The organism is Alkalibacterium sp. f15 (assembly GCF_049389645.1).
Taxonomy (GTDB): domain Bacteria; phylum Bacillota; class Bacilli; order Lactobacillales; family Carnobacteriaceae_A; genus Alkalibacterium.
This window is the reverse complement of record NZ_CP186540.1, coordinates 2,342,765-2,359,846: the sequence shown is the minus strand read 5'-3', so window position 1 is coordinate 2,359,846 and position 17,082 is coordinate 2,342,765. Positions and strand designations below refer to the sequence as shown.

Below are 17,082 nucleotides of genomic sequence, written 5' to 3'. Positions count from 1 at the left end.
CGTCTCCTAGTGACTACTGAGTTACCTGTCTTCGTTCAGTGGACGTTACTAACGTACTTATGTGCCCACTCGGTTGAAGGATCAACTCCAGTGGGACTTACTAGGGTCCTTTAGTGATCACTCGGTTCGCAGAAGTCCTACAGTGAGCCTTACTAACACGCTATAGTGACCACTGAGTAGGTAAGCTACCGTCAGTGGGTCCTAGCCTCCTCCTCTAGTGCCTGCTCGGTTGGCGAACCCTTCCCAGTGGGCGTCAAAAAAAACTCTAGTGCTTACTCACCAACCAATTTGTCTCCAGTGAGCGTTTAGCATGTTCACCAGCACCAACCCAAGAACTATTTAGTTGTTAGAGGACGTTTGTGACGTCCACTTTCCATTTTAAATCTTTAAATCTTTCCAATCGTTATTCTTATTCATGTTACTTTAAATTTCATAAGAGCATATGCATGAATCAGTCAGTAAAAAAAAGGCCTCAGGCATGAATTGAGCCGAGACCTTTGGTTTATTTATTTAGTGAAGAGATTGGTGTTTTTGATATCTTCCACGGTTTGGGTTCCTGCTAGCTGCATGACACGTTTCAAATCGTGTTCGAAGTAGTCAAAGACACTCTTCACACCTTTCCAACCGCCAAGAGCCAAGCCGTAAATCGCCGGGCGGCCAATTGCTACAACATCCGCACCACATGCCAGTGCTTTGAAAATGTGCTCTCCCCGTCGGATTCCTGAATCAAAGACGATCGGCACACGTCCCTGAACAGCTTTGGCGATACTTTCAAGTGTATCGAATGAAGCTGGTGCACCATCGAGCTGACGTCCGCCATGATTAGAAATCCAAATGCCCGCCGCTCCTGCTCCAATGGCCAAAACAGCATCTTCCGGTGACTGGATACCTTTTACAAAAACAGGCAAATCAGAATAATCGGCAAGAAATTTTACATCTTCTGGACTGATTTTTTGCTTGGATTGAGCATAAATATTATTGAGAGACATTTTTTCGCCAGTTCCTGTTAAATAACGAGACACGATCGGCATACCGAACGGGTAGACAAATCTATTGCGGATATCTTTTTCACGGTTACCTGCCAAAGTGGCATCTGCTGTTAAAATAATGGCCGTTGCGCCATCTGCTTTTGCTTCGTCAACGATGGCTTTATTGATTTCATCGTCTTTACTCATGTAAATCTGGAACCACCGGGGAGCTCCTCTGAGACCTTCATCGATTTCCTCAAAAGAGGCCCCTGAGTAAGCACTTATAGACATGATTGTTCCGAACTCGGATACGCCACGAGCGGTGCCGGCCTCTTTCGTCTGGTGTGCCAGTCCATGTGCAGCAATAGGTGCCATAATGAATGGCGCGTTGATTTCATGACCGAGGATCGATGTTTTCGTTTCCGGTTTTTCTACATCTGCCAATACTCTTGGTAGGATCCCTTTATTATTAAAGGCTTCTACGTTTTGTCTTAACGTGTACTCGTCTCCAGACCCACCCGAGATGTAATCAAATCCGCCATGCGGAATAATTTCTCTGGCTCTGTCCTCCAGTTCGTACGTGTTGACAACTTCAATAGCCTTGATTTCAGTTGGTGCCTTGTATGACGCTGTTTCCATTTTTTGCATTTTTTATTCACTCCGTCTCTAATTTTTTTGTTTTACTATATTTACAAATGAACAACTCTTTTATACTTATAAATCTTTTTATTAAAAGAACAGTTGAATGATGTACAGACCAAAAGGAGCGATGATGACTACCGCTATCCCTGTCAAGACGATCGACAGGCCGGACATTGCGCCCTGCACGTCACCCATTTCTATCGCCTTAGATGTCCCCATTGCGTGCGAACTTGAGCCCATGGCGATCCCTTGAGCAACGGGGTCCGTTATGTTTAACCATTTGAATAGTGACGGTCCTGCTACAGCCCCCAATACCCCAGTGAATACAACGACCGCTACTGTCAGAGACGCAATGCCCCCGAGTGATTCAGAAACACCTAGCGCTATTGCGGTTGTGACCGATTTAGGGAAAAGCGTGGCAGCCAACTCTTCATTAAACTGAAACGTCAGACTTAGAAGGACGATCAGTAGCGTATGGAAAACGACGCCTATACTGATACCTGAAATGATGGCAACCAGGTTGGAACGTAAATGCTCAAAATTTTTCTCGAGCTTTATGGCTAAAGCCACTGTCGCGGGTGTGATCCAAATGTTTATGAACCGACCGCCTTCGTTGTAAACTTCATAAGGGGTGCCCATCACGAGTAAAATCACAATGATGGACAGGATTGCAAAAACCAATGGTGTGAAAATCGGAATCGGCCATCTGGTATGTAATTTTTGACCGATCAAATATAAAACAACTGATAAAACAATCCCAAAAAAAGGATTTGAAGCTAATTCCTGAATCATTTAATTACTCCTCTCATCGCTGATATGACTCTTCAAGATTTTCCTTCACGGTCATCCTGATCACAGATTGAACAACAACACCAACTAAAGCCATCATCGCGAGGGTCGATATCAAAACGACAAGCAGCAGTTGCCACCATACATCCCCAATGATAGAAAAGTTTGTCATTAAACCTACTCCTGCCGGTATAAATAAGATAGCCATGTTATTTGTCAGCCATTCTCCAACAGCTTCGACCTTCTCCATCTCGATCCATTTGAAATGAAGGGCGAAAAATAATAGGATCATTCCAATGACGCTTCCAGGAACAGCAACCGGACTTAGGTAGGATCCGATTTCTCCTAAAAATGAAAAGAAAAGAATCCAAAACAATTGCTTGATTATAACCATTTCACTCACCTCTGTTATTTATAAATTTGACTGATCTTATAACAAGTTGATTAAAGGGCTTTCATTTCAATTTAAATTAGGTGCGACGAAAGACTTTCTATTCAACTTGTTTATATTTTTGCCATAACCAAACTATAGCAATCGCTTTCATATTTGGAAATATAGATATTTTATGCTATTATAAATTAAATTTATAAGTGACGGCTTTGTGATTAGCCTCACCTATTACCAAGGAGATAATAGCCAATGAAACTTAATGATTTACTTTATTTCAGACATCTTGCAGAAACGCGGAGCTTTTCAGAAACAGCTGACCTGTTTTATCTTTCTCAACCCACTGTATCCATTGCATTGAAACGCCTGGAGGATGAATATAATACGACATTGATCACTCGTAATCATTCGAAAAAAAGTGTTGAATTAACCGATTCCGGACAAATAGTGTATCAAAGTGCGCTGGATATATTGAATATACTCGAAACAGTTAAGGAAAAAATCAGCAATATGGAAACCCAGGATGTCTATTTTGGGCTCCTTCCAACCATAGGGAGTCATTATCTACCAAAAATAATGCCGCATCTAACTGCCTATTTAGACAATCTGCACTTCACTGAAGAAGAAAGTTCGGACCTTATGTATGAGAAAGTTAAAAAAGGTGAAATCCCAGCTGCAATCGTTGGCAGTGATCAACCTTTTTTTGAAGAGGAATGGCTTACTCAGATCCCCATCGCCGAAAACGAACTGTATTTATGGGTCTCACCCACTCACCCTTTAGCCAGACGAAAAAGAGTGAAACCAAAGGATCTCAAAAACCTCTCTCTGGTCACTCTGGCCAAGGGTTATACCCATCAGCGTATGGTGGATGACTGGGCAAAAAAGAATGACATCGACTTCAAACGGATACATTACGCCAATGAAATTCAGACTTCCAATTCCATGGTTGCTTCTGGGATGAGTGCAAGCCTAATGATCGATTTGCTGGTGAGAGATCGATCGGACATGATAAAAATCCCACTCGAAGATTCTCCGAAATTTTATATCAGACTCATTATCAATAACAAAGTCCAAACGAGTACATATCAAAAGCAGTTCAATACCCACTTGATCAAAGTTATCAATAAGGAATTCAATTAAAACTAAAAAGACACTTACAAGTAAGAATTATACTTGTAAGTGTCTTTTATAATTTCACATTCAGCGATACTTTTCTTTAGTTACTTTGATTTTTATCTTTTATTTAGTGAGCCATTTTGAATCAGGTTTGGCGTAGCCTTCCACAAAATAGACTTGTTTATCATCGTCATACAGTTGACGCTGCAGGAGTGTCTGCTGTCTCAGTTCAACGAGCAGATCACCACGGTGACTTTCTATTTCAAGGCGGTACGGTTTCATGATTTTTTTCATTTCGGTTTCCACTCGTTCTTTCAAGGTTTCCATATCTTCATTGTCATACGCCGAAACGATAATATTCGGATAAAGCGTTGACTTGACAGGTCCATCCACTAAATCTTTCTTGTTGTAGACGTTCAACGTTGGGATTTCTTCCATATCTAGTTCGTTGAGTAAGGACAAGACGGTCTGTTCCTGTGTGATCAAGTTGTCAGCCGAGGCATCAATGACGTGCAGGAGTAAATCGACGTCCATCGACTCTTCCAAAGTTGATTTGAACGCTTCGATGAGTTGCGTCGGTAGGTCTTGAATAAAACCAACCGTATCAGTCATGGTCACCTGCATTCCAGACGGCAGTTCAAATTTCCGCGTCAACGGATCCAGTGTTGCAAATAACTGGTCTTTTTCATAGGTATCTGCTTCAGTCAGCTTGTTTAAAAGGGTCGATTTCCCGGTGTTCGTATAGCCGATCAAACCGATTTGGAAGACATTGCTCTCCTTACGCTGTTCGCGGCTGCGTTTTCGATGAGCTGAGATTTTCTTGAGCTCTCTTTTGATATCTGACATCTGACTTTGAATGTGACGGCGGTCGGTCTCCAGTTTCGTTTCACCTGGTCCACGCGTCCCGATACCGGCACCCAGTCGTGACATGTTTACACCCTGACCGGCTAGTCTTGGTAAGATATATGATAACTGGGCCAGTTCCACCTGGAGTTGGCCTTCTTTACTTTTGGCACGCAAGGCAAAGATATCCAGGATCACTTGAATCCGGTCAATGACTTTCGCATCGATCACTTCCTGAATGTTACGCATATGACTCGGAGACAGTTCATGGTTGAAGACCACCGTTTGAGCACCCAGTTCATCAACTAAACTCTTGAGTTCACTGATCTTCCCTTTGCCGATAAACGTCTTGTGATCTGGGCGTTCGCGTTTTTGTGACAGTCTCGCGACCACTTTACCTCCGGCGTTTTCAACCAGTTGTTCGAGTTCGTCGAACGAATAAATAAAGGCTTGCTCTTCGCGTTGTCCCTCGATACCGACAATGATGACTTTTTCATATTCTTTTTCCTTAACCACTTAATCACCCTCTATAAAATTATTTACGTTTTGTTTTACTGCTTCTATATTAATTGGATCTGAGACCAGATCGGTCCACATATCTACCGTGAAACGATTCCTGAACCAAGTGAGCTGGCGTTTGGCATAGTTTCGTGAATGCTGTTGCACTTTCTGCACCACTTCTTCCAGTGACTCTCGACCATCTAAATAAGGACTGAATTCTTTATAGCCGATGCCTTTTTTGCTCTGCACGTCTCCGGGGAAATTGGCATATAGCCACTTCACTTCTTCGAGCAGACCTTGTTCAAGCATGAGACCGACCCGCTTATTGATGCGTTCATATAGAACTTCACGGTCGGTGTTCAACCCGATCACAAAAGCATCATAAACCGGTTCTTTTTCCCGTTCGTCCTGATAGTCGGAAAACTTCTTACCGGTTTCATGGATCACTTCAAGGGCGCGTATCACCCGTCTGACATTGTTATGATGGATGCCTGCTGCAGCTAACGGGTCTTTTTCTTCGAGCAGCTGATGGAGCGCTTCTCGTCCGTTTTCATGGGCAAAGCGCTCCATTTCTTCTCGAAAAACTGGATTAGGTTCTGCAGTTCCGCCATGACTGACATTGAACAGGAGAGATTCGATATACAAACCAGTTCCCCCGACAACGATCGGCATGGTTCCTTTTGAAATCAATTCGCTTATTTTTCCGGAGGCATCCTTTTTAAAATCAGAAACGGTATACGGTTCACCCGGTGACTTGATATCGATCAAATGATGCAGAACGCCTCTGGTTTCTTCTTGCGTGACCTTGGCCGTTCCGATATCCAATTCTTTATATACCTGCATGGAATCACCATTGATGACTTCGCCGTTAAAGGTTTGAGCCAACTCGATCCCTAACTGTGTTTTCCCTACAGCTGTAGGTCCTACAATGACTATTATTTTTTCCTTCACATTATTCCTCCACTTACATACTCTTGTAGTTAGTATAGCACAGACTGACCGGCGGAATAAAAGATGTATCCTTATATTGAAAAAACTGCTTTAATCGTTTGAGTAAGAAACTTAAACGATTAAAGCAGTTTACATTTTAGTTTTATTTTTAACAACAGCACAAAAGAAATCGGTATCGTTTTGTTGTGTCACAATCTGATATTGCAAAAAGCCGATGACTATTTGGCTCTTTTAGTCTTCATAAAGCAGTTCCAGTATTTCTTCGGTAGAAAGAGTGGTGACGGATTCTTTGTTTCCTTTCGTAATGACCGAATCGATGAGTTCGCGTTTTTTCTCCTGCAAGTCATTGATACGTTCTTCGATCGTTCCCGTCGTAATGAAACGCGTGATCTGGACAGATTTTTTCTGTCCGAAACGGTGCACGCGGTCAGCGGCCTGGTCTTCGATTGCCGGGTTCCACCATGAGTCAAAGAGGATAACGGTGTCTCCACCCGTTAAATTCAGACCGGTGCCACCGGCTTTGAGAGAAATCAGGAACAAGTCTTTTTCGCCCGTGTTGAACCTTGTCGTCAGTTCCAGACGGTTTTCATTCTTGGTCTGACCATCCAGATAGTGGTAATCCACATCTATCGCATCGAGGCGCTCACGGATGATCTTAAGCATGGATGTAAATTGCGAAAACAGCACTACCCGTTTTCCGTTTTCTCTGGCTTCTTCCAAATACTCCATCAAGCGTTCAAGTTTGGAAGAGGTCCCTTCATAATCCGGTAAGATGAGTTTTGGATCACAACAGATTTGACGTAACCGGGTCATGCCGGCCAGTACTCTGATACGGTTGGAACGCAGCGTATCGGAATCGACCAGTTCTTTGAGTTCCTGCTTGATCGCCGCTCGCTGGGTTTGATACAAGCGTTTTTGCCCTTCAGAAAGTTCGATGTATTCCGTTGTCTCTGTTTTTTCAGGCAAGTCATGCAGCACGTCTTTTTTGAGTCGTCTCAAAATGAACGGTTTGATCTTGGCCGCAATACGGTCCTGTTCCATCGACTGGAAGTCTTTTTTATTTCTGAATAAGCCGGGCTGAACGATGGAAAAGAGTGACCACAGTTCTCCGAGGTGATTTTCGATCGGAGTTCCCGACAAGGCGATCTTGGTTTCTGCCTTCAAATGTTTAACTGCTTTGGTTGTCTTGGCTGCACTATTTTTCACGTTCTGCGATTCATCGAGAACAATGGTTTTAAAGACATCTTCTTCATATAGATCGGTATCACGCTGAATGAGTGGGTAACTGGTGATCCAGACAGAGATATTCTTATCGATCGCTTCCTGCCTTAGGGCTTGGCGCTCTTCTTTGTTACCAGAAATAATAATAGTTTCTGTATCTGGAACAAATTTTTCCCATTCACGCTCCCAGTTGAACAAGACACTGGACGGACAGATGATCAGATACTTGCCCTCTTCCGTTTCAATTTTTGACTGAATAAACGCGATCGTTTGAACGGTTTTGCCCAGTCCCATATCATCGGCCAGGACGCCACCGAAACCGTAATGGTTCAAACTTCTCAACCATTTATACCCGGTAACTTGATAGGGTCTCATATCCGCTTCCAATTTTTTCGGCAAGTCAAAGGTCAATTCTTCAGGCGTAAAGAGCTGTTTCACTAGATCCTTGAATCGTTTCCCTTTTTGAATCGTGTCCTCTTCCAAAGCAGATAGCCCCTGGAAAACAGACACCGTCATATCCTTGTCGATTTCTTCGTCATCAAGATCCAATGAATTTTTGGCCCGACGCATCGCTTGGAAAGCCGGATCCTTCAAATTCACGATCTGACCACTTGATAAACGGTAGTAGGATTGATTTTTTTCTAATTCTTTCAGTAATTCTCTCAGTTCCTCGGTGGAAATGTCTTCCGTATCAAACGAAATATCTAGGAGATTTGACGACTCGCGCATTTCCATCGTTATCTTCGGTTGACGTGACGGACTGTAAAGCAGGCTGCGTGCCGGCTGGGACAAGAAAATTTCCATATTATCCGCTAAAGAAGGCAAGGCATCATACAGGAAATTACTGATGGTGTCCGTGTGCGTCAACTCCCACATGTCACCTTTTCGTGCCGGAAGTGGAATCTCTTCAAAAAGCATGCTCAGTACTTTCGATTCTTCCGCCCATTCTCTCACTACAATAGACTCTTCGCTGTCTGACAGGGTTTCTTCAAGGGGATAAATCGTGACATTCCCATAAGAAAAGACAGGTCTGACCAGCAGATTATCGTCTTTGGTATCCATATAAAGTTGGGCCTCAAATGGTGCCTGGTAAAGTAATGCTTTTACCTCTTCGTCCATAGAGACATCCACGATTTTTTTAAGTTGACTCAACGTCACTGACAGAAATGTTTCCAGCTCCTGTCTGCGCATGACCAAGGTATCCGATCCTGACTCCTTCAATCCTTCGATGATCTGTTTGATCAGTTCATAATGCGGGGACTCAAAGAAGTAAAACGCTTGTTTATATTCGATCATTTTTGCCTGATCATGAAACGTTAAACCTTGAATATTTGTGGTCGAGTCGCTTAGCGTAAAATGAAACAAGTGCTCTATTTTATTGATACTGAACGACAAATTAAGTTGGGAAAGATCCTCTTCGATGAGTAGAGCTTCGCCTCTATCGGCTTGAGACAACTGTCTTGGCGGACGACCAAACCTTACAAAAGCGCCCATCGTTTTATCCAGTAACCGCAATAATCCTTTGATGTATGACGGTGGCAAAGTAAAACTGTCTTTATTTAAAAACTGGTTCTCATAACCCATGGGAAGTACCGATTTGATCACAGTCTGAATATCACTTAAATAATCAAACACTCTTCTGTCTTCTGGCATGAGCGCATAATCAGCGGTGTTGAATGTGAAATTCTTGCCAAAAACGATTTCTTCTTCATGGACGATATCATCGATGAGTTGAGAACTATTTTTGATGACATACAAATAGTCCTTACCCATTTTGAAGTACAAGTCATAGATAGGATTGATTTTCGTCCCGCTGATGTTCAACATATACTCGACATAAACCGGTTCTTTGTACAAGATATCTGTGTGACGCGAGATTTCTTTTTTAGAATAGTGAATCAGTGCATTGATGGCTTTTTCACTCTTTTTGTATGAAAACATGGAAGCCGGAGAGCCATTTTTCGCTGAATTGGATTCAGCCTCCAGATCGTTCGCATCCAATTCATTCAGCCGCATCATTGCTGCCACTACATGTCTGCACGCACCGCTATTCTTCTCGAAGGCCTTACACGTACAATGATATTTACGCGCCACACCATTCGGGTAAAAGCGAAGGTGTACGGTCTCGATTTGCTTGTCTTCGACTGAGAATTGAATGGTGTTGTTTTTCTCATCCACTTTTATATTGGTAGCTTTCCCTTTGTTGTAAAGCTCTTTACCCTGCAAAAAAGTCGGATAATTGCTGGCTAAACTCGTCAGAGTCATTTCTGGAAAGGTTTGTTTTTTCATAAGGTTATGTCCATCCTTTAAACCGTAATTTTTTCTAAAACTCTTTTATATATACATCGTTCTGATTACTCACATAGGTATTAAAAGTTCATCTGTCCATTATAACAAAGATTTAGCCGAATTTGAAAATTCTTTCCATATTCTTTCAATTAATTGCATCGGTCGTGCTATAATTTGAATCAAAGGAGCGGTGTTATATGAAAAAACGCGTGGAGCCTCAGGTACCGAAACATTTAGATCACCAGACATTTGATGAAAGTTTTGATGCAGATGAACCCTATGTCGAATACGTCGAAATCAGTAATTGTGTGGTGCCTTTATTTGAAATAAAACGGCTGGAATTCAAAACGGTCCGCTTTGTCAATGTGCAGTTCGAATCCATCAACCTAGAAGAAGGGTATTTCCGAGATGTCATTTTTGAAAAGTGTCAATTCGTAAATGCGGTATTTTCTCATGCCATCTTCAAACAAGTAACCTTCAAGGAGTGCCGCTTGAACGGCAGCCTTTTCAATGATTCGAAGCTGGAACATGTCCTATTTGAAGATTGTGTGATGGACTTAAGTACGTTTGGATTCAGCAGTTTGAAAATGTGCGAATTTGTTCACTGCAAACTGAATGAAGCCGATTTTTTAGAAACAAAGTGGACAGACATTCTTTTCAAATCATGTCTTCTGAACGGGTCTCGATTTTCGCGTACCTCTTTGAATGGTGTGGATATCAGTACCTCCACCTTCGATACGCTCTCAGTCGAATTAGACGCTCTAAAAGGAGCCATCGTGAGTCAGTCGCAATCGCTGGACTTTCTCGATCTGCTTGGGTTGGAGATCAGAGACGTTTAAATTCTGAGTGAAAAATACTATTTTTTGATGATATGTCAAATTCACCGGCTCATTTAGTTTGAGTCGGTCATTTTTCTGACTGAATGTTGAATTCGGTGTTATATTTTATCTGAATCTGCACTTTTTAGATTGAGATGTCGAATTCAGTGTCATATTTCATTTGAATCTGCACTTTTACTGTTGGAATGTCGAACTCAGTGTCATATTTTATCTGAATCTGCACTTTTACTGTTGGAATGTCGAACTCAGTGTCATATTTCATCTGAATCTGCACTTTTACTATAGGAATGTCGAATTCAGTGTCATATTTCATCTGAATCTGCACTTTAGTTCACGAAATGTCAAACTCAATAAGTAATTTCTTTTGAATCTGCACTTTTTGGATCAAGATGTCGAACTCACTGTTTCATTTCGGCCGAGTCTGCATTTTCGCTTAAGAAATGTCAAATTCAGAATATAGTGCACCTTGAGTTTGACATATTGATCGCAATTAAAAAATTACTAACCACTTCTAAATAAATTCAATCGAACTTTTATATGGGTCATACTCGCCGAATGGCGAGTATGGTCCACTCAACTTTTTATAACAGAAAAACGAAGACACGTCTAGAGAACTGCTAGACGTGTCTTCGTTTCACTTATTTGAAAAGTATTAACTGATGATCCATTGTTCAAGCCACTTGAAATCGGCACGTTTGAAATAGTAATTGTAAATTGACCAGATACTCATTTTAATTCCTTATAGTGACACATTAGTGATTAGCCAATCTTACATGAAGAACTAGTTTATTCATTTTAAATCATTGTATAAATCAGTAATTTCGTTAGAAGGTAATGCTAAATTGTCATACACGCTAACCTCATCCACTAATCCATTGAATGGCGTATCCCAGTAGTTAACACCTAAACTAAACACACTGCTTGTGTTGCTAAATATGTGTGGGAATTTTTCACCTCTAAACATTTCTTCACCATTGACGTAAACGATGATTTCTCCCTCTTCCACTGTGAAAGCAACATGAGACCATTCATTCTCAGGGATTGTTAAACCAGTTGCCGCATCATACCAACTCTGACTTCCCGACCAGACCATCGTCTGATTTGAAGCCGGACCATTCGGTACTAAGCTGACCCAGTCATTCACTGTTCTTAAACCAAAAAATGTTGTAGTAAATGGAGTCAGTTCATTTGGATTTAACCATAACGAAACACTATACGTATGATTGGTGATCAAACCATCCGGAAGTCTGATACCGCTTTGACCATCTAAGTGAAGGGACTGACTATCTTCTTTTTGACCTTCTCCAAATAAAAGAGTTCCTCCTTCTGTATCTATACGATTCCCTACAAGAATACCATCTCCAAAGTCATTTTCTACCTTATTTTCCAGTGAACCTTCAAATGAATAATGGGCAACAAGTCCACCTTCATTTAGCTCCGGAACAGTTACAATAAACTCTTTAGTCTGACTGACTTCTCCTTTAACTATTTCAGCAGTTAAAGTAACGATTGCATCTCCTGCACCATTTTCTGGTCGAGTAACTTCGCCGTCATTTGTAACGACTGTTTCGTCAGAAGATATCCATGTAATGGTAGCATTTCTCATGCCGGTCGTCGGTAACTCTATAGAAGTGATAATCGTTTCATCAATGTCCAATTCTTCAACTATCGCTTGAACAACTTCTTCATTTGATACGACTTCCAACTGACTTCCCCATACAGCAACGCCTTTTTCAGATAGAGCGGTAAATGTCATGACTACTTCATTTGACGTTGGGTTCCACTGTCTCAAGAACACGCCATTATAAGTATCACCGTCAATTGTTAATTCGACAGTATTATGAGATATACTTTTCCATGATCCGCTTACTGAACCACTTAATTTATTGTTTTTTTCTAGCGTAATTGTTTCAGAGACATTTATTTCGCTTGAAATATCTTTTTCATGATCAATATATTTATATTCTCCAATAACGTCTTGTCTATTGATTTTATCTAGTGTCTCTCCTGTAAATCGATATGGTGCAATGACTGGCCAGCCGCTTTCATTCATAAACATTTGATGCACACGTATTTCATGCATTTCTCCGGTTTGCGGGAAACGCGTGTGGAAAAAAATAAATATTTCATCATCTTCATTTGTATATACCGAATTATGTCCAGCCGAAACATACCCGGTTCCAATTCCAGTACCTTTTTCACCTAATTCTCTCTTAAATAAATAGTTCCCCATTTGTTTGACAGCGTAAGGTTCGATTGAACGGTCATCAAAGAATGATACTTCTGCGCCTTTTACATCGCTCATTATATTTCCTTCAGCATCTAGATACGGTCCAGCGGGATTTTCGGAACGAGCGACACGCATGTTGTACCCACCATCTGCATCCAATCCACCAAATGTCATATACATGTAGTAGTAATCCGTTTCAGTATTGTATTCTATAAATGCGCCTTCGATTCTACTGTGATTTCCACCAATCAGATGTGTAGCGTATCCTTGTCCTTCTAAAGGCAGTCCAGTTTCTTCATTCATTTCTAAGATGAAAATACCACCTGAATACGACCCATATACCATCCAGAGATCCTCATCTTTATCATAAAAAGTATGAGGATCAACTGCATTCGGATGAACAGTCGCATCATATATAGATCCGTCAGGGCTCTCCTGATCCCACATGCCTGATTTCAAAAATATCCCCTGGTTTTTATAAGGGCCTTCGACATCATCAGCAATAGCTAAACCCATTGCCGAACGTGGTGCATCACCTTGGCTAGCGTTGTAATACATATAAAAACGTCCATCACCCAATTGTCTAACATCCGCAGCCCAAAGGGTTTCTGTATTTGCCCACTCAAACGCCTCAGATAATTCTTCAAATACATTCTCAATCAAAGGATTATTTGGATTAACTGTGGTTGATACTTGCTCCCAGTTCATTAAGTCAGTTGTTTTCGCTGAAGCTAAATGTGATCCGAAAACGTAAAATGACTCGTCCACTCGGATAACAGAGGGGTCATGAACAGAAGCTTCTGTAAATGCAGGCGATTCAACATCATATTCGAGATTTTTACTGCTCTGATAAGTTGAGTTATTGTCGAGTGAACGAGCGGTCACCTTAGCGATAGGAATGATTACCAGTAATGATAGAACAATAATAAACAATAGATTTCTATATCGATTTTTCAACATGTTAGTCTCCTTTATCTATAGGGATTATCTAGGTTTTATCTCTGTGTAAAAAAAGTGTTTCTTATTTCCTCGTATTTTCTAGAACTTGAAAAGTTTTACTCCATGAGTTGTAATAACTGTATTCACCTCCCAATTATATATTTCCTTCGAATCAAGGACTTCGCCAATTGTTTTATTGTCACCATCCAAGGAGTATCCAATATCTCTATCAAACAACCGGTCTTCTCCGGAGATATTAAACACCGCCAACCATTCATTTGAGTCCGTTTGAGTTTTCCATACTATAAAATCTTTATCACGGTAAACTTCAGCTGGATACTTTCCGTTGGCATGGATCTCTATTAAACTTTCATTTTGAAGCAGGTCCAGTGTCCATTCATCGAGATCGGTCAATTCGCCACCAAAGAATAACGGCGAACGGAACAGCGACCACAGCGTCAGCATGGCTTTTTGTTCATCCCTGGTGAACCGCGTCATTCGGTCACTTCCACTGCCATCGACCGAGCGAAGACCTATGTGTCCCATAGGCAGCATGTCACAGTCTGGCCAAGTACCTTCTCCAACAAACGGCGCCCACTTCTCACAGCGGTCAAACATATCTCTGAGTTGAGACCAGCTGTCCCAGTAATCATCCGTCAACCGCCACATGTTTGCGTGTTTTTGCAGGAATGTACCGTGTTCAAGCGATGCCGGACCGGGAGACAGGCTTAAAACGATGTCACGCCCTGATTCATCGATCACCTCACGCAGTAAAGCGATTTCATTTAAATGAGCACCATATAGCTTTGAATCAGCAATATCATCCACTTTGATAAAATCAACGCCCCAATCAGCATAAAGCTCAACCAGTGACTGATAATACGCTTTGGCTCCGGGTTTCGTCGTGTCGATTCCATACATATCGGTGTTCCAAGGACAGATCGAATTCGGCTGAACGATGTCTCTCGCTCTTAAATCAATGCCTTTTATTTTTGAGTTTCGATGAACAGCTTGACGCGGGATCCCTCGCATAATGTGAATGCCAAATTTCAAGCCTAACGAATGCACATGATCGCTCAATGGTTTGAAACTTTGATCAGCTTCAGAAGAAGGAAACCGGTTTGCCGCTGGGCGCAACCGGGAATACTCATCCATCTCCAAATCTGTATAGGCATGGTAGCGACTAGAATTTGCCGCTGGTTCATACCACTGGATATCGACGACCACATACTCCCATCCATATTCTTTTAGATGTCTGCTCATGTATTCAGCATTGTGTCTCACTTCTTTTTCGGTTACGGATGCGCCATAACTGTCCCAACTATTCCAACCTTTGGGAGGAGTTTTTGCCCAATCTCTAAATGCATACATTTTATTCCCTACTTTCTGTCCACCCAGACACGCATTTCACCCACAGATCGATTAGCCCATAAGTGATATGGAATAAAGGTGAGTGTTTTGGACTCCGTTACATATTTATTTTCATTAGCTTTGTACAAGACATTTGACCACGACTCATCAACAATGATTTTTTTTGCTGCTCCTTTTAATGAGACAAATTTTCCTAAAACCTCATCAGTTATCTGCTCTGGTTGTGGGGTCTCGGTCAGTTCGAACGAATGTAGCTGGTCTCCATTGTCTTCTTCCTCAAGGCAATAAACAAAGGGACCTCTTTGAATCGCCACTTTCCCTTTGTTTTCTTTCACTAAAGGATGCGATGACCATTCCATTACCGGCATATCGAATAGAAGAGAAACTGCTGTATCCGATTCAATCGACAGAAGAATGTACCCATTCACCTGTTCAACGTCAACTTCGCTATCATTCAAGCGGACCGAAGCATTAGCTGCCCATCCCGGGATCCTCAATTGCAGACTAAAAGGATGCTTGACTTGAGAAACGGAAAGGTCGATCTCACCTTCGTAAGGCATTTTAGTGAGTTGTTTTAGCTGAATCGTTTGCTTATCCAATTGATAGGTACCTTCCATATCCATATACAAATGCACAAATAGAGCATCGGAGGATGTTGAAGCAATATACCGATCGAGTGACGTGATCGTTCGTGCCAAGTTAGGCGGACAACAGGCACAACCAAACCAGGAAGGACGAGTCGGCTTTGCGTGACTTTTCCCTGGGTCCTGTTTACTCGCTTTCGGATCGACTTCCAATGGGTTCACATAGAAAAAGTGCTTGCCGTCAATAGCCATTCCGCTGATCACCGTGTTATATAGTGCGCGTTCCATAACCTCGGCATATTCAACATCCATTTCATTTTTCATCATCGCACGAGCGAAAAACATCAATCCAATGGATGCACACGTTTCACAATACATCGTGTCATTTGGTAAATCATAATCAAAGGTGAATGCTTCCCCGTGAACTGTGGACCCTATTCCGCCAGTTATATACAAACGTTTTTCAACAATATTCTTCCAAATGCGTTTGGCGGCATTCAACATCTTTTCATTTTTATTATAATAGGCCACATCCGCCATTGCGGCAGCCATATAAACGAGCCTGACAGCATGGCCGACTGCTTCTTCCTGCTCAAGCAAAGGTTTATGCGCCTGATGATAAACGGTATTTATAGTTGGAACTCGACCCTGGTCTAAATTCATTTTTTTGTTTTCACTTAATTGTTTCTGATAAAAATCAGGGTCTTGTCCTCTGATTTCCAGAAACCATTCACTTAGGTCCAGATATTCGTGTTCATTTGTCAGCTCATACAAATGCATTAAGGCTAGTTCAATTTCCTGGTGACCATCTGCACCATGAATTTTTCCTTCTTCAGGACCAAATGATTCCTGAATGCAGTGAACCAATTTTTTCGAGACATCTATTAATCGCTCATCTCCAGTTGCTTTATAATGAGCAACAGCAGCTTCAATCAGATGGCCTCCACAATATAATTCATGACTTTCAAATAAACGTTTGAATTTCAATTCTGGTGCTTCGATTTGATAATACGTACTTATGTAGCCATCCTCTTCCTGAGTATCTTCAATGAGTGAGACTACTTCAGCCATCATAAGTTTTAATTTTTCATCAGGTTTGATCGCGTACGTGTTTGCAGCTGACTCCAGCCACTTGTATACATCAGAATCTTGAAACAACCAGCCGTAGTGATTGCCTTCTTTTTGTCCAGCTGCTATTTTGAAATTCTCTATCGCGTTGCTTTTTTCAGAAGGAATTCCTTCGTCGTCTCTTTCTTTATCAATGATTATATCCGCTTGATCATGTAGGACATTCCACTGATAAGGAACCATTTCTTCTCGAATCAATTTTATATACCTCTGCCAAAATGAGTCGTTTATCTTGATGTTCATCATAATTCTCCTTCAAAAAAAGAGATGCAGAATATAATGA

General features: G+C 41.5%; 12 protein-coding genes. 2 read left to right on the top strand and 10 right to left on the bottom strand.

The window, feature by feature from the left end; all coding sequences use genetic code 11:
- Nucleotides 1-506 precede the first annotated feature (506 nt).
- From ACO1PF_RS11070 to ACO1PF_RS11060, 3 genes are all read right to left on the bottom strand, one after another.
- Complete coding sequence (locus tag ACO1PF_RS11070) at nucleotides 507-1,607, bottom strand: alpha-hydroxy-acid oxidizing protein (RefSeq protein WP_423190550.1); 1,101 nt, start codon at nucleotides 1,605-1,607, stop codon at nucleotides 507-509.
- A gap of 90 nt (nucleotides 1,608-1,697) precedes the next feature.
- A complete protein-coding gene (locus ACO1PF_RS11065; RefSeq protein WP_423189116.1) occupies nucleotides 1,698-2,402 on the bottom strand; it encodes an LrgB family protein in 705 nt (234 codons plus the stop codon).
- 13 nt (nucleotides 2,403-2,415) lie between these two features.
- Nucleotides 2,416-2,793, bottom strand: a complete 378-nt coding sequence (locus ACO1PF_RS11060) for a CidA/LrgA family protein (protein ID WP_423189115.1) — start codon at nucleotides 2,791-2,793, stop codon at nucleotides 2,416-2,418.
- Between the two features lie 246 nt (nucleotides 2,794-3,039).
- On the opposite strand from ACO1PF_RS11060, the gene ACO1PF_RS11055 reads away from it, so the two are divergent.
- Complete coding sequence (locus tag ACO1PF_RS11055; RefSeq protein ID WP_423189114.1) at nucleotides 3,040-3,927, top strand: LysR family transcriptional regulator; 888 nt, start codon at nucleotides 3,040-3,042, stop codon at nucleotides 3,925-3,927.
- Nucleotides 3,928-4,026: 99 nt separating this feature from the next.
- Here the strand turns inward: ACO1PF_RS11055 and hflX are convergent, their stop codons facing one another.
- The 3 genes from hflX to ACO1PF_RS11040 all read right to left on the bottom strand — a co-directional run bounded on the left by hflX (nucleotide 4,027) and on the right by ACO1PF_RS11040 (nucleotide 9,708).
- The gene (hflX, locus tag ACO1PF_RS11050) at nucleotides 4,027-5,262 is read right to left on the bottom strand and encodes a GTPase HflX (RefSeq protein WP_423189113.1); all 1,236 of its coding nucleotides are present in this window, start codon (nucleotides 5,260-5,262) and stop codon (nucleotides 4,027-4,029) included.
- The gene (miaA, locus tag ACO1PF_RS11045; RefSeq protein WP_423189112.1) at nucleotides 5,263-6,198 is read right to left on the bottom strand and encodes a tRNA (adenosine(37)-N6)-dimethylallyltransferase MiaA; all 936 of its coding nucleotides are present in this window, start codon (nucleotides 6,196-6,198) and stop codon (nucleotides 5,263-5,265) included.
- 231 nt (nucleotides 6,199-6,429) lie between these two features.
- On the bottom strand, nucleotides 6,430-9,708 hold the full coding sequence (locus tag ACO1PF_RS11040; protein WP_423189111.1) for an SNF2-related protein: 3,279 nt from the start codon (nucleotides 9,706-9,708) through the stop codon (nucleotides 6,430-6,432).
- Between the two features lie 197 nt (nucleotides 9,709-9,905).
- On the opposite strand from ACO1PF_RS11040, the gene ACO1PF_RS11035 reads away from it, so the two are divergent.
- Entirely contained in the window at nucleotides 9,906-10,547 is a 642-nt protein-coding gene (locus ACO1PF_RS11035; RefSeq protein ID WP_423189110.1) for a pentapeptide repeat-containing protein, read from the top strand.
- Between the two features lie 124 nt (nucleotides 10,548-10,671).
- Here the strand turns inward: ACO1PF_RS11035 and ACO1PF_RS11030 are convergent, their stop codons facing one another.
- From ACO1PF_RS11030 to ACO1PF_RS11015, 4 genes are all read right to left on the bottom strand, one after another.
- Nucleotides 10,672-10,860, bottom strand: a complete 189-nt coding sequence (locus ACO1PF_RS11030) for a hypothetical protein (RefSeq protein WP_423189109.1) — start codon at nucleotides 10,858-10,860, stop codon at nucleotides 10,672-10,674.
- Between the two features lie 477 nt (nucleotides 10,861-11,337).
- On the bottom strand, nucleotides 11,338-13,737 hold the full coding sequence (locus tag ACO1PF_RS11025) for a LamG-like jellyroll fold domain-containing protein (protein WP_423189108.1): 2,400 nt from the start codon (nucleotides 13,735-13,737) through the stop codon (nucleotides 11,338-11,340).
- Between the two features lie 78 nt (nucleotides 13,738-13,815).
- Nucleotides 13,816-15,087 carry a glycoside hydrolase family 27 protein gene (locus ACO1PF_RS11020; RefSeq protein ID WP_423189107.1) on the bottom strand — a complete coding sequence of 424 codons (1,272 nt, stop codon included), beginning with the start codon at nucleotides 15,085-15,087 and terminating at the stop codon, nucleotides 13,816-13,818.
- Nucleotides 15,088-15,095: 8 nt separating this feature from the next.
- On the bottom strand, nucleotides 15,096-17,045 hold the full coding sequence (locus tag ACO1PF_RS11015; protein WP_423189106.1) for a glycoside hydrolase family 127 protein: 1,950 nt from the start codon (nucleotides 17,043-17,045) through the stop codon (nucleotides 15,096-15,098).
- Nucleotides 17,046-17,082 lie beyond the last annotated feature (37 nt).

Coding starts and splice junctions, on each gene's coding strand:
- ACO1PF_RS11070 (WP_423190550.1), bottom strand. CDS start 1,607: ATGGAAACAGCGTCATACAAGGCACCAACTGAAATCAAGGCTATTGAA.
- ACO1PF_RS11065 (WP_423189116.1), bottom strand. CDS start 2,402: ATGATTCAGGAATTAGCTTCAAATCCTTTTTTTGGGATTGTTTTATCA.
- ACO1PF_RS11060 (WP_423189115.1), bottom strand. CDS start 2,793: ATGGTTATAATCAAGCAATTGTTTTGGATTCTTTTCTTTTCATTTTTA.
- ACO1PF_RS11055 (WP_423189114.1), top strand. CDS start 3,040: ATGAAACTTAATGATTTACTTTATTTCAGACATCTTGCAGAAACGCGG.
- ACO1PF_RS11040 (WP_423189111.1), bottom strand. CDS start 9,708: ATGAAAAAACAAACCTTTCCAGAAATGACTCTGACGAGTTTAGCCAGC.
- ACO1PF_RS11035 (WP_423189110.1), top strand. CDS start 9,906: ATGAAAAAACGCGTGGAGCCTCAGGTACCGAAACATTTAGATCACCAG.
- ACO1PF_RS11030 (WP_423189109.1), bottom strand. CDS start 10,860: ATGAAATATGACACTGAATTCGACATTCCTATAGTAAAAGTGCAGATT.
- ACO1PF_RS11025 (WP_423189108.1), bottom strand. CDS start 13,737: ATGTTGAAAAATCGATATAGAAATCTATTGTTTATTATTGTTCTATCA.
- ACO1PF_RS11020 (WP_423189107.1), bottom strand. CDS start 15,087: ATGTATGCATTTAGAGATTGGGCAAAAACTCCTCCCAAAGGTTGGAAT.
- ACO1PF_RS11015 (WP_423189106.1), bottom strand. CDS start 17,045: ATGATGAACATCAAGATAAACGACTCATTTTGGCAGAGGTATATAAAA.